17 protein-coding genes and 1 pseudogene are annotated in these 18,273 nt (G+C 45.0%); 1 reads left to right on the forward strand and 17 read right to left on the reverse strand.

Annotation, left to right across the window (positions count from 1 at the left end):
- Positions 1 to 20 precede the first annotated feature (20 nt).
- A complete protein-coding gene (locus J2S00_RS04815; RefSeq protein ID WP_307336171.1) occupies positions 21 to 1,523 on the forward strand; it encodes a tripartite tricarboxylate transporter permease in 1,503 nt (500 codons plus the stop codon).
- Positions 1,524 to 1,622: 99 nt separating this feature from the next.
- On the opposite strand, the gene J2S00_RS20020 is transcribed toward J2S00_RS04815, so the two are convergent.
- From J2S00_RS20020 to sufB, 17 genes and pseudogenes are all read right to left on the reverse strand, one after another.
- On the reverse strand, positions 1,623 to 2,150 hold the full coding sequence (locus tag J2S00_RS20020; RefSeq protein ID WP_442319986.1) for a UGSC family (seleno)protein: 528 nt from the start codon (positions 2,148 to 2,150) through the stop codon (positions 1,623 to 1,625).
- 98 nt (positions 2,151 to 2,248) lie between these two features.
- Positions 2,249 to 3,289 carry a hypothetical protein gene (locus J2S00_RS04830; protein WP_307336180.1) on the reverse strand — a complete coding sequence of 347 codons (1,041 nt, stop codon included), beginning with the start codon at positions 3,287 to 3,289 and terminating at the stop codon, positions 2,249 to 2,251.
- The gene (locus J2S00_RS04835) at positions 3,286 to 4,089 is read right to left on the reverse strand and encodes an enoyl-CoA hydratase/isomerase family protein (protein WP_307336182.1); all 804 of its coding nucleotides are present in this window, start codon (positions 4,087 to 4,089) and stop codon (positions 3,286 to 3,288) included. Before J2S00_RS04835 ends, J2S00_RS04830 begins: the two co-directional genes overlap by 4 nt.
- Before the next feature lie 260 nt (positions 4,090 to 4,349).
- A pseudogene (locus tag J2S00_RS04840) lies at positions 4,350 to 5,041 on the reverse strand (amidase family protein); the annotation flags it as partial.
- A complete protein-coding gene (locus tag J2S00_RS04845; protein ID WP_307336185.1) occupies positions 5,015 to 5,494 on the reverse strand; it encodes an amidase family protein in 480 nt (159 codons plus the stop codon). The pseudogene J2S00_RS04840 and the gene J2S00_RS04845, both read right to left, overlap by 27 nt.
- Positions 5,495 to 5,506: 12 nt before the next feature.
- Entirely contained in the window at positions 5,507 to 6,172 is a 666-nt protein-coding gene (locus J2S00_RS04850; RefSeq protein ID WP_307336187.1) for a GntR family transcriptional regulator, read from the reverse strand.
- 22 nt (positions 6,173 to 6,194) lie between these two features.
- Positions 6,195 to 6,962, reverse strand: a complete 768-nt coding sequence (locus J2S00_RS04855; protein WP_307336190.1) for a class I SAM-dependent methyltransferase — start codon at positions 6,960 to 6,962, stop codon at positions 6,195 to 6,197.
- A gap of 25 nt (positions 6,963 to 6,987) precedes the next feature.
- Positions 6,988 to 8,511 carry a tripartite tricarboxylate transporter permease gene (locus J2S00_RS04860; protein ID WP_307336192.1) on the reverse strand — a complete coding sequence of 508 codons (1,524 nt, stop codon included), beginning with the start codon at positions 8,509 to 8,511 and terminating at the stop codon, positions 6,988 to 6,990.
- A gap of 12 nt (positions 8,512 to 8,523) precedes the next feature.
- Positions 8,524 to 9,048: a tripartite tricarboxylate transporter TctB family protein gene (locus J2S00_RS04865; RefSeq protein ID WP_307336194.1), complete on the reverse strand. Its 525-nt coding sequence runs from the start codon at positions 9,046 to 9,048 to the stop codon at positions 8,524 to 8,526.
- Positions 9,049 to 9,138: 90 nt separating this feature from the next.
- Positions 9,139 to 10,278: a tripartite tricarboxylate transporter substrate binding protein gene (locus J2S00_RS04870; RefSeq protein ID WP_307336197.1), complete on the reverse strand. Its 1,140-nt coding sequence runs from the start codon at positions 10,276 to 10,278 to the stop codon at positions 9,139 to 9,141.
- A gap of 424 nt (positions 10,279 to 10,702) precedes the next feature.
- Complete coding sequence (locus J2S00_RS04875) at positions 10,703 to 11,527, reverse strand: P-loop NTPase family protein (RefSeq protein ID WP_307336199.1); 825 nt, start codon at positions 11,525 to 11,527, stop codon at positions 10,703 to 10,705.
- Positions 11,528 to 11,561: 34 nt separating this feature from the next.
- Positions 11,562 to 12,056, reverse strand: a complete 495-nt coding sequence (locus J2S00_RS04880) for a DUF2062 domain-containing protein (protein WP_307336203.1) — start codon at positions 12,054 to 12,056, stop codon at positions 11,562 to 11,564.
- Between the two features lie 201 nt (positions 12,057 to 12,257).
- Entirely contained in the window at positions 12,258 to 14,030 is a 1,773-nt protein-coding gene (locus J2S00_RS04885; protein WP_307336206.1) for an acyl-CoA dehydrogenase family protein, read from the reverse strand.
- Positions 14,031 to 14,092: 62 nt separating this feature from the next.
- Entirely contained in the window at positions 14,093 to 15,649 is a 1,557-nt protein-coding gene (locus J2S00_RS04890; RefSeq protein WP_307336208.1) for a class I adenylate-forming enzyme family protein, read from the reverse strand.
- A gap of 44 nt (positions 15,650 to 15,693) precedes the next feature.
- On the reverse strand, positions 15,694 to 16,134 hold the full coding sequence (locus J2S00_RS04895) for a PaaI family thioesterase (RefSeq protein ID WP_307336211.1): 441 nt from the start codon (positions 16,132 to 16,134) through the stop codon (positions 15,694 to 15,696).
- 35 nt (positions 16,135 to 16,169) lie between these two features.
- A complete protein-coding gene (locus J2S00_RS04900) occupies positions 16,170 to 16,574 on the reverse strand; it encodes a MerR family transcriptional regulator (RefSeq protein WP_307336214.1) in 405 nt (134 codons plus the stop codon).
- 222 nt (positions 16,575 to 16,796) lie between these two features.
- On the reverse strand, positions 16,797 to 18,194 hold the full coding sequence (gene sufB, locus J2S00_RS04905) for a Fe-S cluster assembly protein SufB (protein ID WP_307336217.1): 1,398 nt from the start codon (positions 18,192 to 18,194) through the stop codon (positions 16,797 to 16,799).
- Between the last annotated feature and the right edge of the window lie 79 nt (positions 18,195 to 18,273).

Consider the following 18,273-nt stretch of genomic DNA (forward strand, 5'->3'; position numbering starts at 1 on the left):
TGTCAAGGGGGATCAACATTATGTGGGAAAATCTATTAGGCGGGTTCCTCTCCGTTATAGAACCCATACACCTTTTGGTTCTTCTTTCCGCTGTGTTCATTGGTTTTCTCGGAGGAGCCTTACCAGGGATTAGCGGGACGATGCTCGTTATTATCCTGTTACCCGTTACCTATGGCATGGATACGATTAGCGCTTTTCTTATGCTAACAGCGATCTACGCCGCTACTGTTTTTTCAGGTATGATTAGCGCTATCATGTTTCGTACACCTGGAACACCGGAAGCGGTCGCTACAGTTTTTGACGGCTACCCGATGGCCAAAAAAGGGAAAGCAGGAGAAGCTCTAGGCATCGCCATCTTCAGCTCAGCTGCGGGAGGAATGATCGGAACACTCATTTTGATCTTCCTGACACCAGTTCTGAGCAGATTTGCCCTTAGTTTTTCCTCACCGGAGTATTTTGCATTGGCCATCTTAGGGCTGACAGTTGTCGCCTCTTTAAGCGGAGGAGATATTATTAAAGGTTTTATTGGGGTTTGCTTTGGTTTATTTATTGCCACCATTGGCATGGATACTTTATCAGGAACACCGCGATTTCATTTTGGCACATCAAATCTGATGACAGGGGTTGAACTTCTTTCTGTGCTTATAGGCCTTTTTGCCATATCTGAAATCTTGCGCAGAACACGTGAAGATCAAAATCTCGAAGAAACAACAGGTAAGATTAAAACTCGCATTTTCAATTCCGCTATTATTAAAAAGATTTCAACCACCATTGGTCGTTCCTCACTGCTGGGTACCTTTATTGGCATCCTTCCAGGGGTAGGAGCTACCACAGCCTCCATGCTCAGTTACAGCGAAGCTGTCCGTTGGTCCAAACATCCTCAAAAATTTGGTACGGGGGTTCCGGAGGGAATCGCCGCTCCCGAATCAGCCAACAATTCTGCTGCCATGGGAGCTCTTGTGCCATTGTTAGCCTTAGGAATACCAGGCAGTGCTACAACAGCCGTCATATTAGGAGCTTTCATCTTGCACGGTCTTCAGCCTGGTCCCAATTTATTGATTAAAGAAAGCAGTTTAGTTTATGCCATTTTTGTAGGTTTATTACTTGTCAACATTATGATTATTGTCTTTTCTAAACCTTTTATCGCCTTATTTACAAAGATTATGCGAATTCCTTACACTGTATTAGGACCGATTATTATCATCCTGTGTATGATTGGAACTTATGCAGTACGCAACTCCCTGTTTGATGTATGGGTCATGTTACTGTTCGGGATCATCGGGTTCTTGCTGGAAAAATATCGTTTTCCGATTGCCACTGTTATCTTGGGCGTAGTATTAGGCCCGATCGCCGAGTCAGAATTTCGCCGGGGGTTACAAATGGCCGGGGGGGATTATTCTGTCTTTTTCACTCGTCCAATCAGTGCTACATTGCTAATCATCGCCATTTTAGTGATCGCACTGCCAATTTTCAAATCGTTGTTCAAATCACGAACGAATCAAACCGGGCAGATCTCTTCCTAAATGATCAGATTCCACATGCCATTTAATTGAAATCCCAATATCCGTCCAAAATCAAGTCGTATCTGTCCTATTAAAAAATACCTCACGAATGACGTGAGGTTAATTTTTTTCTATGATTGCTTTAAGCACATCAGGTAAAATTCGCATTGCTTCTTGTAGCATTGTTTCCTCTGCGGCTGTGGACAGAGGATGATTGATCTCTACTAGTGGCAGATGGCTATAACCATGTACTCGAGCCATATTCTGACACTGAATCGAAAATGCTTCGGTGCAAATCACCACAGCTGGAACCTTATGTTCTTCTGCATAAATCCCATCAAGCAAACTGCTTGAGCTGCATGACCCTCAGTCCCCTACACCTGAAATGACAGCATCACATTGTTGTACTTTTTCAAGTTCTTCAGCATTAATCGGCAGTGAGTGGTTCTTTTTATTTATCCATATGACATCCTTAATGTTCTGACGCTTCTTCATCTGCTCTGCTAGATAATGGAGGAATACAGGTGCATTTGTTTTATTATTATTAATGACACCCAACACTTTTCCATCCAATGTCTTCAGTCGTTCTGCAAGCGGTTTGGCTGTTGCTAGAGGTTTTTCCGTTGGATTTAATACGATAATGGACAACTTTATCTCCCCCCTCTCATTGCTCAGACTCCGTCCATACTACCGCTGATCCTAACAACACTATTGGAAAACCTACAGTTTTCCGTCTAGCACCCCTGTCAAACAAACCCTGAGTGAGTAATAAGTTTAGTCACCGGCTGGCTTTGATTCAGGCTTCCCCAGCCAGGGATAAAGGCTGAAAACGGGCCTCCCTTTCCTCCCCCAGCGATGAGATAAAGAGCTTCCGGGGACGGAACAGCACGAACCCACTCCCCATCAATTCCTGCCAGATAATCAGAACTAAAGCCAAAATCCAACAGATCAGTTTTGGGTCTTTTAGCGTGTTCAAATAAATAATCTTTGACTTCCTGTTTTGACCATTTTTCCTGTACAAGCAGCTGCCAATGTTCGTCGCCGATGACCACTACACATGGGGTGTTGCGTTGAATATTAAACGTCCCCGCTGATACCATTCGATCAGCGATCGTCCTTAATAGGACTTCTGGGGTTTTGGCCGCCGGTTGGTAAATCTGATTTGGCCCTTCCGTTGCTATGACAGTGACAGTACTTTCTTCTTTCCTGAAACCTTGTTCAACATTGAGTGTTTCCCACTCCTCTTGTTCACGCTCAGCTAGACAGAAACCAATCTTTCCGGGGTGCCCGAGAGTCGTTTGATCAAACTCTTTAGTTCCCCCAGCATTAATTAGGGCCAATTGCACAGCACGGCCAATCACGAGATTTGTCCGATGTCCCGGACCAAGCAGATTATGCCCTGTATTGAAGCCCAGTTGAGACACGATCGGGCCACTTACGATAAGCAAAAGAGAAGCCCCTCCGGTGCTCGCAGTGGGACCATGTACTCCAAAACGTGGATCTAAGACAGCTTCAAGTCCAGCAATCACAACAGGGAAGTGAGCCGGTAAACACCCCGCCATCACTGCATTAATAGCGGCTTTTTCCGCAGTTATTTGTAAGTTACGTTCCGGGATTGATCCGATCACTTCTTGACCCGTTAGCGAGAGGGACGAGAGCATTTCCTCCACCTTATGAGGCGTTGGCGGTACTATGGGCAACCCATCTGTCCAGCCCTTTTCAAAAAAAAGCTCCATCCCCTCAAACAGATCACCAACCTTAATCTGCTCTGATCTCCATCTGTTCAATGTTGGCCTCTCCTATCCTTAAATTGAGGGGAACGTTTCTCAACAAAGGCACGAATCCCTTCCGGAAAATCATAAGGATCCACAAACACCTGGCGCGGATCTCCCCAGGGAACATTGATTCCCGGAATACTTGAAGCCACTGATCTCTTAACGGCATAAACGGAGGCCGGTGACTGAGAACTAATCTTTTTACCCAGTTCGAAAGCAAAGCGATCCAGACGTTCAGTTTCCACTAGATAGTTGATCAAACCAAGCTGATAACATTCTTCCGCGTTGAACAAGCGCCCAGTATACACCAGATCTTTGGCACGGCTTGGACCGATTAAATCCACAATCCGTTTGACAAATTTATCGTTTAACGTAATGCCTAGGCGTCCCACCGGAATTCCCATCTGAGTGTTGTTCGAGCCAATGCGGAGATCACAAGCAAGGGCGAACACAAATCCGGCCCCCATCGCTGGGCCATTAACCACCCCGATCGTCGGCAGAGGCAATCTTTCAAAGGTGGAAATCGCCTTCTCCATTCGCACAAATGCTTCTTCTGCCTCTTCAAGCGTCATTTGTGAAAACTCCTTAATATCTGAACCAGCGGTAAAATGCGGTCCGTTCCCCCGGATGATCACCACTCTATTTTTTGGGTTATCCAGTATGCGTTTGCCTAAGTGAGTCAATTCATCCCACATCCGTGACGTTAGTGCATTGCGAAGGTGAGGGCGGTTTATGGTGATAATGGCTAAACCAGCTGACTCCTGAAGTGTAATTTTTGATTGGGGCTCCACCCGTTTTATTGACACTTGCATATGTTGACCCTCCTTTTCCAGTTAAATTGTCGACTTTTTATAATATTTCACTATTTATTATAAAGCATATTCATTATATTTTTCAAACAAATAGGAGATAATTAAATGCTATTTTCTTTATTTCTTGTCGACAAGCTCCATACCGATAAGCGTTTTATGCACTAACAGCCCTAATGACAAAAACAGTAAATTGGCGATGTTTAAATTCAGGTCAATTGCATGTACCTTTCTGAAAATATTGACAAGTAATCGCCATACGTTTAACCAATATAATCCTCTCCCTTCATCCATTCTACATATTTACTTATTTGGATTAGTTCCGTATCGTTTCCTGGTGCCGCAGCGAGCATGACGGCCAACGGAAGTCCATTAGAGTCCAATGCCGCCGGAATAACTGAAAGAGGACCTCCCAACACTGTCCAGGGTGTCGTAAAATTCGGCGGACCCGTTGTATCAAGCCCTTCTGGAACGGATGAAGGAACAGGGGGAGCCATCAGCAAATCATAAGGTTGAAAGGCTTTCCAGGTTTCTGCTTTCATCTCTTCTAATGACCGACGTGCTTTTTCATAGTTTTCTTTCGTCATTGCCATGCCACTTTCAACCAATTCCACAAAATGATCACCGATGTTAGTTTTGTTGGTTTGAACTGTCGATCCATGATATGCTGCCGCTTCATAAGCAACTGCTTGTCTGTGTAGAGAAATAAAATCATCAAACGGATGAGGAGGTTTAACCCGTTCTACAGCATGTCCTGCTTCTTCCAATAATTTGTCAACTTGCTCAACCACTTTAATTGCATGTGGTGAACCCTCTCTTTGATAAAGAGGGTCTTCTACAATCCCTATCTTTAGAGCTTGTACAGAAGGATGAGACAGATCCCGATTTTCTCGATGATCTTGTTGATGAAAGACATCATAGGCTAAGCTCACGTCATCCCAAGTCCGGCCAAAAAAACCAAGTGAATCAAAAGTTGGAGCAAGAGGAAAAACCCCATCTGTTGGGAGGTTGCCCCAACCTTGCTCCCTACTTGTGTCTGTAAACCGGCCACATCAATATTATCCTTTACTCCAATTGGAATGCCGTGCAGAAGACTTCTGATCCTTCCTTGTCTCGCCTCTTTGGCAAGGAACTTGGCAGTCTCCAAGGTCCTTCTTCTGTCGATGAGTTTCCAGGCCTTGATTTTAGCCTCCATCCGGTCAATGTGTTCCAGATGTGCTTTGACAATCTCTACAGGAGAAAGTACACCTTTGGAAATGTGTTCTGCCATTTGGCGAACACTAAGCTGTGTGATTTTATCCATCTTGTACACCTCTCTCCTAAAATTCACCTTGTCATTCAACTTTAATGTTCCTATGATTTTTTTCAAATAAATGGGGAGATAATCTGACACTATTATCTCCCCCATACGAAGAGTTGCTTATTTTAAGATATGCTTTTTCTCTTTCAAAATCTTATCTAACCTGTTTAACGCCTCATCATGGTGTTCTTTAAGCACGGTTTGAGCCGCCGTACGTTTTCCTGATTGCAGCAGTTGCCAGATGACCCTATGATCATCCAATGATTCCTTGATGTTTTGAACCGTATAAAACGATAATTTTTGCAAAACAATCAGCGGTGAACCCAGACGGCGGTAAAGGATCTTAAAGACCTCACTCTTCGAAAGTACAATCAGTTGAAAATGAAATTGACTGTTGAGTGAGGTATAACGTTCATAACTTTCCTCTTCCAGCGTATTTTCCATCTCCTTTAAGATGCGTTCTATTTTTTTTCGGTCAGGTTCACTAATCGGGTACTGAATCCGGTCAATGGCCATCATTTCAAGCATCAGCCGGATTTCATATAAATCGCGGATATCCCGTTGCGTGTATTGTTTAACAAACGCACCTTTGCGAGGTTTGCGCTCAATCAGTCCATCTATAGCCAATAAGTACAGCGCCTCCCGGACGGGAGCCCGACTAGACCCAAACAATTCGGCATAACGGTCTTCAATGATTCGCTCCCCCTGCTCCAACTTGCCATTAAATATATCTGTCGCAATTTTCTCAGCTATTAAACGCGGCAAGGAGTTGTCAATCCCCTCCATTCGACCACCCCTGTCCAATTGTTCATTTAGATTTCACTGTCTGAACACTATACCAGTGATGGGTAAACACAATGTCATTCATTTCATACCGTATCTGTAAACCAAAGGCATCCTCTTCCATACCTTCCTCCATCATTTTTACGATGTCGTGTTGCTTATCACTACCTGTAACAGCCAGCCATTCAGCAAGAGTGCGATTTGTCTCCCATCTCTTAGTACTTATCAAGGAGAACCCAGTTGTGAGCAACAATTCCTCTATTTCCTGTTCTGTTAGAAACTTGACATGCGAGGGATCTCTTAATTGTTCTAACTGGTTATGACGTTTTTGTTTCTCAGGATCAGCATCGGCGATGATATCCGCCAGAATCAATCTTCCCGAAGGTTTCAAAACCCTTTTGATTTCCCATATCAAACGTTCCGGTTCCGTCATATGATGCAGGGTTAGCCGAGTAACGACACAATCGAACATCTCGCTTATAAACGGTGTCTGGCAAGCATCTCCTTGAACATATAACGGGGCTAGACCCTGCTTATCACCTTGCTCCTTTGCCTTCTCTAGCATTTGGAGTGTTAAATCTAACCCAACCACTTGTGAAGACCTTCGAGCAAGGGCACGAGTGATGAGACCAGTGCCACATCCGAGATCTAACACCCACTCACCTTCCTGAATCCCTGCCATGTCAACGATGGCTTCAATCTGCCGAACGTCCCCCAACACTGGACTATCTGGAAAAGAAGAGGCTTGCTTGCTAAACGATTGTTTTATCAATTCATGATTTATCTTGTTCACCTCCCGGCTTCAGCTATGCCCGTTATTACGTATCCTTTGAGATGTTCTGTTGCGATCCCAGCACTCGGTTTTCCAGTATTTTCTTCAAAACAGGGGCAAATAAGACCAGTATGGTTAACACCAAAATGGTACCACTGACAGGACGAGTGAAAAAGGCAAAGAAATTGCCACCTGTCATCATCAGACCTTGTCTTAATCCATTCTCAATAATGTCACCGAGCACCAATCCCAAGATGATCGAGGCGAGTGAGAATTTGTATTTTTTTAAGAAAAATCCCACCACTCCGCAAACAAACATGATCCACACGTCACCAAGCCGGTTGTTAATGGCGAAAGTCCCCACAACGGACAATATTAAAATGAGAACACCCAGGTATTCGTAGCGCACGTTTAAGATACGGATAATGTAGCGAATACTGAGAAGGACCAAAATGGCCATGAAGATATTGGCCAGGAACAACCCAATAAAAATGGAATAAGCAATGTCTGGATTGTATTGGAACAGCAAAGGGCCTGGACGCAGACCATGAATCAAAAACGCACTTAGAATGACAGCAGTCACAGCTCCTCCCGGGATTCCCAATGTTAATAATGGAATGAGCGCCCCGCCAACCGCAGCGTTGTTCGCTGCTTCTGGAGCAGCCACCCCCTCGATATTCCCTTTACCAAACGATTGTTTATCTTTGGAAGCCCTTAAGGCACTTCCATAACCTAGAAAAGAGGCGATCGTGGCTCCAGCACCGGGTAAAATGCCGATAATTGTTCCCAGCACACTGGAACGGGCAAGGGTCCATTTCACTTTGCTAATATCCCTCTTTTCCGGCAGGGCAAATCGTTTTTGATTGGTCTCTGTGAAATCATACTTCACATTAAAATAACGCTGATGAAAGCGGCTCAACACTTCAGAAACAGCAAACAAACCGATAATGACTGGGATAAAGTCCACCCCTGCTTGCAAAAAACTGATGTTAAATGTATACCGGCTGACCCCTGAGACCGTATCCAAACCGATGGTAGCGATAAATAAGCCGATCAAGACAGAGATAAACGCCTTAATTTGATTTTCTGAGTCTATGCTAGCCACCACAAACAGGGCCAACATACCCAAAGCAAAATATTCCGGAGCTCCAAATGAAAGGGCTACTTTAGCAGCCTGAGGAGCCAGCAAAGTAAGGACTACAGCACTGAATAAACCACCTACTAATGAGGCAAAGGCAGCCATCCCCAAGGCTCGAAAAGCTTCTCCCTTTTGCGTCAATGGATATCCATCCAATGTGGTCACCGCCGCAGGAGCATCACCGGGGGTATTGAAAAGAATGGCGCTAATCCCTCCTCCGTAAACGGAGGCCGCATATATGCCGACCATGACCAGAAAACCACTGATCGGGTCCATCGCATACGTAAAAGGGATGAGCAAACTGACTGCTGTCACCCCGGAGAGTCCCGGAACCATACCAAACATAATCCCTATGACAACTCCGAGCAAGATCATAAACAAATGCAGTGGTTCAAAGACAATTTGTAGGCCGAGCAGTAAATATTCCAGCACTGTTTTCCCTCCCTAGTACAAGAAAAAGCTGATTTCCCTTAACAAACCTGTTCCTCTGGGCAAAGGAATCTGTAAAAAATGACCAAAGACAAAAATAAGTGCTGCCGTAATAACTACTGTGGAGAGAAGATTTTTCCACCACGGGCGAACACCGACAAGCCAGCTAATAAACAACAAAAGCACAGGTGTCAAAAGAATAAACCCCAGCTGTGGGAGCAAAACAATATACACAAAAATCAGAGCGATCATGCTGACCAGCCGCACATCGGTAAGTTGACGGATATACGCCTGTTCCCCCTGCTCATCCCTGTCTTTTCTGAGACTCTCAACAATAGTTTTAACTAGTTGAACCAAGGTTAATATCACAATCCCCAACAACAAGAGCTTGGGCCAAAACTTGGGTCCTAACTGTTCACTCGCCACCCGTGCTGCTGATACCTTAATAATCTGATCTGTAAATAATAGGAGCAGCAAACTGACGATAAATAAGGACCCGGTTACCATGATTTCCCCATAACGATGAAAAATCAATTTCATGATTTCCGTCCCCTTCCTGTGTTGTTAAGACAAATATGGCATCCAGCCATTCCATAAATTATTTGTGGAATGGCTGGATTGGCTAACACTTTATTCTATATATCCTAAGTCTCTTAACATCTCCCGAACTATTTCAACTTCTTCTTTGGCAGCTTTTTCATAATCCTCTGAATTGAGATAACCAGGAACAATATCCAAGTAGGATTCTTTTTCATATTGTTTATACCCAGGCATTAACGAGGCAGCATAAAACACATTGTGTAAGTATTGCTGAATCTCGGGATCAAGTCCGCCAGGAGCATTAATTCCTCTCCAGCGTCCCACTGATACAGTCAAGCCATAATCGGCCGTTGTCGGCGCATCAATTCCTTCAAACGGAACATCACTAGGAATGAGAATCGGACGAATTTGCCCATCGTGATACAAATCAATAACAGCACCAGCTGTTTCATGCAACACATCGATATGTCCTCCAAGCAAACTTGCCACTCTCTCACCTGATTCTTGGCTGGGAATATAGGTGAATTTGACATCGCCTAGTTGCTGAACAAGTTCAGCAATACGCAACTCATCATCTCCGGGGGACCCCGCTCCGGTAAACGTCACTTCATTTTGCTTAGCATGTTCGACAAGGTCGTCCCATGTTTCAAAGGGGCTGTCCTCTCTGACCCAAAACACTTCAGTAGCACCCTGGTTACGAATAATGAATGTGGTTTCTTCTGTAAAACTATACGGTTGCTCACCCAATGCTTCATTGATCACTTGAGATGTAATGGCACCATAAATGGTGTAACCATCGGCCGGTTGATCCAACATATAAGCTAAAGCCACTTCACCGGCGCCACCCGGCATATTGTTAATGATGATCTTGGTGTCCATGATTTTTTCCGCTTCCATGGCGATATGGCGGGCATAGCGGTCAGATCCACCGCCTTCACCCCACCCCACAACATATTCAATGTTCCGGGAGGGATAACCTTCAGGCTTTGGTATAACTGCCTTTAATTCCTCGATTCCTTCTTCTTCCGACAAATCCCCGCTGTTAATTTGGTCTGTAATACGCTCAATCTCAGCTAACACTTCTTCCTGGCTTAATGTCGACTCCGGTGCAGTCTCCCCTTCCTGGTTGTTCGGTTCCTCTGAGGAGGAAGAGGGTTCACTACCACATGCAGCAGCGATTAAGACTAAAGCAAGCATTACAAACATTAATAATCCTAATTTTTTGTTCATAAATTTTCCCCCTTCTGCTATCGTTTTATTTTTTCTAGCATTTAATCATAAAAAAGCACATGACTGTTTTGTATTTTTGGTTGCGCTTACATTATTGATCTTGTATAGCATCCCCCCCCTAATGGGTCAAAGAATTCCTAACCACTTTTTTATAGTAATTAATATTTAGCTGATTTTATCTACTACTCTATTGATCGTATCTACTACTCTTTTTATTTATAGTTCTACTATGGCAAAAGTCGATTGTCGAAAATTGAATTTTTCATACAATGATGTTATTACAATTTTCTAACTTTGTCAATTGTTAAATTATCAAAGTTTATAGCTTATAATATTATTAAAAAGTTTTAAATGAGTTTGATATTTATGAAAGGCGTTCTAGTGACGAGATTTGGAGAATCTTCAGTTTTGAAATATGAATTCCTTACTCCTTAAACCCCCTCTCCTTCCCTGTGACTTTTAAATGTGTCACATAAATACTAGGGCTGGGGATCGAGAGGCATAACATTTGCGTGATGATTTCCTGAACCTGCTGTTGTATTTCTTGACAAACGTCCGGAATGGGTTTCCGGTCATACAAACCTACTTCAAGCTGAATCGGTTCATTTAAGTCAAGAGAAACATTTATCGCCTTCACTAATGCAATGTGTTCATTACTTTTCAAGGTATACAGGATAATTTTTTTCAAACACGATCGTCTGATCAGAATTTTTCCACCCTGGAAGCGCGGATAGACAATCGTGTTCTCTCCTAAAGGTTTAGCATTGTTGTCAAATACTGATTTTACCTTTTCAATCAGCTGAAAAAAGCGATCGTTTTCAACCTGGATGTGGGGAATGGGAATGACATGCTGTCCATACATTTCTCGTGCAAATTTAGCCTTTTGAATATCTTCTGGTGTAGAAATTTGTTCAATAAAAAGCCAATGGGTCGGAGCTGGAAGATTAAGTGCTTCTGCAATCCGCCGGACCATTTTTTTTGACGTACCAATAATAAGGATTTTCTTAGGTTTTTTTCTCTGAATCTCTGATCTGACTTCATCCCGATGGCAAGGGTCAAGGAATATCGCCCGTTTAACGGCAGCAACACGGTTCTGTTCGTATTTGGCTGACTTTCCTGCCACCTTTACTCCGTTGTGTATATACAGTCCGTCATCAATAAAGTCATGAATATTAAGACGATGACAAAGGGACAACGCTAAAGCACTTTTTCCGGTTCCACTCGCCCCAACAAAACCATAGACGATCACTGTCGTTTCCCTCCATTTCCCGCATTATTGTGAATCACCTGCTTCTATGCTTATCCTTTTCCAGCCAAACCCGTCTGATGTGTTGCAGCATGGCCCGCCGAAAACGAGTCAACAGCACATAGAGAGTTGCATAGAGGATAATCCCTGTCATTAACATATTTAGGAGCATACCCACAAAAAACGCCCGTCCCAGTTCCACTCCCGCTTCCAGGGCCTCTCCTGCTCCTTCAATATCCTCCACAAGTTCATCTACTTCGATGGGGAGCAGGGCATGGCCGACAGCAAAATTAAAATACATGAGCAGAGGAAAAACCCAGATCAGTGAGATACCGCCCAATAACCCGGCAACGGCATTGCCCCTGAATAGCCGGGCGAAGGCAACTGAGACCAAGGGACCAAAGCCAAAGGTGGGCACAAAGTTAATCAATAGTCCCAAGGTAAAGCCCAAGGCAATTTTATGGGCTTTGTCTTTGATTCTCAGCAACTTAATGATAAAGTATTTGATTCGGCGTTTAGCTTTGCGGAGCATTTTGCACCTGTTCTTTCTGGAATTAAATGATATTAACATATGATGTATTGCTTTTGTTTCTATTATCTTAGCTGAACAGGCTGGTGTCTACAATTTCCCTTAAACTCCAACGAAAAATTCAAAAGGGCTTCCCTTAATCACTATGGGGGAAGCCCCTCTTTTGGAAATCACACGTCGCAGACTTTATACATTTGTTACCTGCTAATCCAGCCGACTCACCTTGCCGTAATGAACCAGAGCCTCAAAATGGTCGAGATCAAGATGGTACTCAGTACAGAGGTTCCGCTTGCGAGGAGTGCCGAACGCTTTGTCTTTAAAAAGCTCTGCCACGATAAACTTTCGCAGGCTGCCCTCATTTCCGGCTTGGTCTTCTGCTTCCTTCACTATTTGCAGCAGCAAATAAACGTCAATCATCAGATTGGCCAACGGTTTTAATTTGTAAGTGAGCCGGTCATAGTCAAGGGAATTTAATTTTTGCAATACTGTCTGGATATCACTCAGGGCATTTTGGATCACAGGCTTAAACGGCTGACTGGCTGAATGGCTGAGCAACTCCAGTTCCTCTTGCACGACTTGGAAGAAAACCTCGTGGCCCCTCTCTTTTTGAATCACCCGCAGCAAATCAAGGGCCAAAATATTGGAGGTCCCTTCCCACACCGTCGTCACTTGGGCATCACGGAGCAGCCTGGGTGTCACATATTCTTCAATATAGCCATTGCCGCCATGGAGTTCAATGGAGGTATGGCATCCCTTGACAGCCACTTCACCCGCTCTGTATTTGAGCAAGGGAATCAGCAGCCGGGCCATCACCTGCTCCTCCCTGGAAGCATCTTGAGAAGTGACCACTTGATCAAAGTAGTTAATCATTTGAAAAATAGCTCCTGTTGTCACTTCCAGATCAACCAACATATCCACCAGCATTTCTTTGACCATGCTGTAACGGATCACAGGCTGGCCAAAAGCCTGGCGGTGCGTGGTATAATACAATGCCTCAGCAAAGGCCCGTCTCAAAATGCCCACTGAAGCCACTGCATTGCAAATCCGGGAAATGTTCAAGGCTTCAGCCATATATTTAAATCCCTTTTCCGCCTCACCGATCAGGTACCCTTCCGCCTCTTCTAAGATCACCTCTGCGGAAGGAACCGCATTGACGCCCAATTTATCCTTCAGGCGGCGGACATAAATGCTGTTTCGCTCTCCATTGGGCTTGATCCAAGGCACCAGAAACAATCCCAATCCTTTGGTGCCCGGCTTGTCATTCACTCTGGCCAGCACTGTGGCTACCATCGCCCCAGCGTTGCTGGCAAAAAACTTTTCACCGGTCAAACGGTAAACGCCCGCTTGTTCATCGTAACGGGCCACGGTCAGATTGGCTCCTACATCCGATCCCCCCTGCCGCTCCGTTAACCACGTGGCCCCTTCATACACTTTTTCTCCATCCGTTGTGGTTAACCCGGGCAAATAACGTTGCTTCAGTTCCGGGTCAGCATAGCGGTCTACCAGATAGGCGCAGGACATGGTCAGCGTCACCGGGCAATAAAAGCCGGGCTCACTCTCACTCAGCAGATAGCCCATCAGGTAGGAATAAAGATAGGGCACCTTTTCTCCCAATTCTTCCGGTGCATGATACAGATAACTGACAATCCCGTCACCGTACACTTCTCTCGCTGTCTGTTTATACCCTTCATTCTTCCAAATTTCCGAAATATCTTCCCCCAACCGGTTATATTTTTTGAGTACCGGCTTTCCCTCCCGGTCTGTATAAGCGGCCCGTTCATCAATAGGACCGGCCACCCGCTCCCCGAAACGGGTTAATTCCTGGTGAGCCCAATCATGCATGTGTTCCGGCAAATAACGGCGCATAAGATATTGAATGTTGTGATCTTCCAGGTAAAAGTTCTTGAGTTTTTCTTCTGGACGGGGAATATTGTCACTGTAAAGCCGCCGGTCAATATGGCTCTGCACATTCATCATAGAAACCTCCCTAAACTACATTGGTATATTGCTCCAAACTGGCCTAATCCAATACTGAAAGTTTACACTTGTGTCTTTTGTTGACCTCTGCTTTTCAAGACATGTTTCAGCACTTTTCCAGTGGGATTGCGGGGAATTTCATCAATCACTTCACACAGTCTGGGGATTTTATATTCCGCTATCTTTTCTTGCAAATATGATTTTATTTCAGAGAGCCAGTCCGATGGTTCATCTTCCCCGCTTCCTTGTGGTACAATAAAGGCCTTAACTGTTTCTCCCCACTCAGGATGGGCAACCCCTACCACAGCAACGTCTTTGATTTTGGGGTGTTGCTCCAAATGTTGTTCTATTTCTTTAGGATAAATATTCTGACCCCCGCTAATAATCAGATCTTTTTTGCGATCCATCACCCACATATATCCATCATCATCGTAACGGGCCAAGTCCCCGGTATAAATCCATCCGCCTTTCAAGGTCTCTTGGGTGGCCTCTTCGTTGTTCAGATAGCCTTGCATATTTCCCTCCCCCCTGATGCGAATTTCACCTGCTTCGCCGGGAGCAACTCTCTGACCTTGGTCATTAACGATTTCCACTTCAACAGACCAGGCTCCTCTCTTGCCTATGCTTCCTGCCTTGTGTCCTTCTGAGGCATGAAATAACAAAGTGCCGCTTGGTCCTGCCTCCGTCAAGCCATATACGCAACACAATCTATCCCTGCCATAAAATTGTTCCAGAAGGCGGCATTTGTCCGCCGATAAAGGCGCTCCGCCATAAATCCAATATTTAACTGAAGATAGATCATATTGCGAAAAATCAGGGTGTTTGGCAGTGAGCAAATAGGCAACAGGAGCACCAAAGAAATGAGTGACTTTCTCTTGTTGAACCAATTGAAGTAATAATTCTGGTGTAAATGTGGGTGCCAAAATGTGCGTGGCTCCCACATTGGTAGCAGCTACGAAAAAGAGATGCAACGGAGCCGAGTGGCTGAACGGCATGAGGTGCAACACGCGGCTGTCCAAGTTAAGCCCCAGCTCAATATTAATCATTTGAGCAACTGTTAAAATGTTCCGATGAGAAAAAATAACCCCTTTCGGTCGTCCGGTGGTGCCAGAGGTATATAGAATACTGACCGTGTTATCTTCCTTTAACTCCGGCTCTTTCAGGTTAATATCAGTGACTTGCTCTAAGCAGTGGTGTATATTTTCCCACGATTTCGGCAATTCTGTTGAAGGTCCAGCAGAAGTAAAACAATGAACGTCTATCGCCTCTTGTGGTAAATCTTGAAATTGGGGCAGCAAAACTTCGTGCACAAAAATACCATAAGCATCACAGTCTTTTATAATATACAGCACTTCTTCCTTAGATAAGCGCGGGTTAACCGGCACCACAATCCCTTCCGCTCGTATCACAGCATAATATAAACAGGCAAATTCCGGCGTATTGGGCGCCATGATGACCATACACTGTCCCGGTTGTAATCCTTTTTCTTGTAAATACCAGGCCAGACAGTCAACTTTGTCGTTCCACTCCCGATAGGTCAATCGTTGATGATTAAATACCATAGCCTCTTTATTGGGATATTTACGCGCACTGATAGATAATAATTGTGAAAGATTCATCGTTAAGAACCCCCCCTGTTCCCCATGGCACTGGTCCGAGACACCTAGCGACCAGTCTCTGGTATTTCAGATGACATCTTGACGATCGTTCCCTGAGCGGTGGCACAAAGTGTTTCTTCTTCACTGTCCTTAACAACGAGGACATCGCAGCGGCATACGGCTTGGCGCTTGCCAGCGTAGACAACCGTAGCGCGGGCGACAAGTTTCTCCCCAATGGCGGGCCTTAGGTAGTTTATCTTGTATTCGGACGTCAAGACATTCGTCCCCAGAACAGATCCGCCAGCGAAGGTCAGTGCATTATCGGCCGTATAACTGAGAACACCGCCATGAACGAATCCGTTTTGTTGCAACAAGTTTTCTTGCACCGGGATCTCCAGCACAGCCTCACCGGGCTGAAACACCACGAGCTTCGTTCCGAGCAGTCTGCTGAAAGATTGAGCTGCCAAGGCCTGCTGACCAATGCTAAACAACTCATTCCTCTCCATCATTTGAACACTCCTTGTATATTAAGAGACAGCCGTTATGCTTTGTTTTCTTTTCGCTTTAATTGACGCAACCGTGCTTCGAAGTCCTCCTTGAAACTGAGCAGCTCATCCCTTAAAGCCATTAATTCTTCGATCTGCTCTTCTACCTGCTTGATCTTCTCCACACCATATGCAATTGTCCGTTCCAGCTGTTTCACGCCGGTCCGGTCTTCATAAAAAAGATCGATCATCTCTTTGATCTCATCCAGACTAAAGCCAAAACGCTTCCCTCTCAGAATCAATTTCAATCGGGCCCGGTCCCCTTTTGTATACCTGCGGGTGCCCCCGGGTGTCCGCTCAGGATTTAACAACCCCCTTTCCTCATAATAACGGATGGTACGGGTGGAAATATCGAATTCTTGAGCTAATTGGGATATGGAGTAAGTTTCCTGCTTCTTCATCAGCTATAATCACCTGTTTTCTGAAATAACTTTTAGTTCAGATTATACATAACATTAATCTTAACGTCAACGTTAAATTTTCAATGGAGCGGTTTTAAAAACTGGCCGGTCCCGTGAGCCCCATTATTAACTTTCTTAACAAACGAGCTGATGGCAAATAAAAAAGCGTGCCCGAGAAACTCAGACACGCAAGTGTAACAGGGGACTGTTGATCGATAAGGCTTAACCGATACTGCCTTCCATTTCAAACTTGATCAGGCGGTTCATTTCTACGGCATATTCCATTGGCAACTCTTTGGTGAACGGTTCAATGAAGCCCATCACAATCATTTCTGTAGCTTCCTCTTCCGAAAGGCCGCGGCTCATCAGATAGAAGAGCTGTTCTTCAGACACTTTGGAGACGCTGGCTTCGTGTTCCAGTGTGACGTTGTTGTTTAGAATTTCGTTGTAAGGGATTGTATCGGATGTGGATTCATTATCCATAATCAATGTGTCACACTCAATGTTGGCTTTGGCTCCGTCTGCTTTGCGGCCGAAGTGGACCAATCCGCGATAAGTGACTTTGCCGCCTTGCTTACTGATGGACTTGGAAACAATGGTGGATGTAGTCTCAGGAGCCAGGTGAATCATCTTGGCACCAGCATCTTGATGCTGTCCTTTACCGGCGATTGCGATGGACAGCACACTTCCGCGGGCCCCGCGCCCTTTCATCACCACAGCCGGATATTTCATGGTCAAGCGGCTGCCAATGTTGCCGTCCACCCATTCCATCACAGCATTTTCTTCCGCAACGGCACGCTTAGTGACCAGATTGTAAATATTGGGTGCCCAGTTTTGGATGGTAGTGTAACGGCAGCGGGCATTTTTCTTAACAATGATCTCTACCACTGCGCTGTGCAGGGAGTTGGTGCCGTAAATCGGGGCGGTACAACCCTCTACATAGTGGACAAAGCTGTCTTCATCAGCAATGATCAGGGTGCGCTCAAACTGCCCCATATTTTCAGAGTTAATGCGGAAGTAGGCTTGCAGCGGGGTTTCACACTTCACCCCTTTGGGGACGTAGATGAAACTTCCGCCGGACCATACCGCACTGTTCAGCGCCGCAAATTTGTTGTCTGTGGGCGGAACAACGGTAGCCCAGTACTGCTTGAACAGTTCCTCATGCTCTTTCAGGGCCGTATCCGTATCCATAAAGATGACGCCCTGTTTCTCCAGGTCTTCCTTCATGTTATGGTAAACCACTTCAGATTCATACTGGGCGGATACACCAGCAAGGAACTTCTGTTCCGCTTCAGGAATTCCCAGTTTATCGAAGGTGCGCTTGATTTCTTCCGGTACTTCATCCCATGACTTGGATTGTCTTTCAGAAGGCTTGACGTAATACACAATTTCGTTGAAGTTCAGTTCAGACAGATCCCCGCCCCACATGGGCATCGGCTTTTGATAAAAAATCTCTAAAGCCTTCAGGCGGAAATCCAGCATCCATTGCGGCTCGCCTTTGCGTTGGGAGATCTCTTTCACCACTTCAGGTGTCAGTCCCCGGTTGGCGCGGTACACGGACACATCTTTATCGACAAAGCCGTATTTGTACTCACCAATTTCCGGCATTTTTTTGGCCATCAGTTATACCTCCCTTTTCAGGATTATCTTTATTATAACACACATCTCCGGTCAAACTACCAAATCGCTTAACCGATCC

This window comes from Caldalkalibacillus uzonensis (genome assembly GCF_030814135.1).
GTDB classification, from domain to species: domain Bacteria; phylum Bacillota; class Bacilli; order Caldalkalibacillales; family Caldalkalibacillaceae; genus Caldalkalibacillus; species Caldalkalibacillus uzonensis.

Coding starts and splice junctions, on each gene's coding strand:
- J2S00_RS04815 (WP_307336171.1), top strand. CDS start 21: ATGTGGGAAAATCTATTAGGCGGGTTCCTCTCCGTTATAGAACCCATA.
- J2S00_RS04835 (WP_307336182.1), bottom strand. CDS start 4,089: ATGCAAGTGTCAATAAAACGGGTGGAGCCCCAATCAAAAATTACACTT.
- J2S00_RS04845 (WP_307336185.1), bottom strand. CDS start 5,494: ATGGGGGAGATAATAGTGTCAGATTATCTCCCCATTTATTTGAAAAAA.
- J2S00_RS04850 (WP_307336187.1), bottom strand. CDS start 6,172: ATGGAGGGGATTGACAACTCCTTGCCGCGTTTAATAGCTGAGAAAATT.
- J2S00_RS04865 (WP_307336194.1), bottom strand. CDS start 9,048: ATGAAATTGATTTTTCATCGTTATGGGGAAATCATGGTAACCGGGTCC.
- J2S00_RS04870 (WP_307336197.1), bottom strand. CDS start 10,278: ATGAACAAAAAATTAGGATTATTAATGTTTGTAATGCTTGCTTTAGTC.
- J2S00_RS04880 (WP_307336203.1), bottom strand. CDS start 12,056: ATGCTCCGCAAAGCTAAACGCCGAATCAAATACTTTATCATTAAGTTG.
- J2S00_RS04885 (WP_307336206.1), bottom strand. CDS start 14,030: ATGATGAATGTGCAGAGCCATATTGACCGGCGGCTTTACAGTGACAAT.
- J2S00_RS04890 (WP_307336208.1), bottom strand. CDS start 15,649: ATGAATCTTTCACAATTATTATCTATCAGTGCGCGTAAATATCCCAAT.
- J2S00_RS04895 (WP_307336211.1), bottom strand. CDS start 16,134: ATGGAGAGGAATGAGTTGTTTAGCATTGGTCAGCAGGCCTTGGCAGCT.
- J2S00_RS04900 (WP_307336214.1), bottom strand. CDS start 16,574: ATGAAGAAGCAGGAAACTTACTCCATATCCCAATTAGCTCAAGAATTC.
- sufB (WP_307336217.1), bottom strand. CDS start 18,194: ATGGCCAAAAAAATGCCGGAAATTGGTGAGTACAAATACGGCTTTGTC.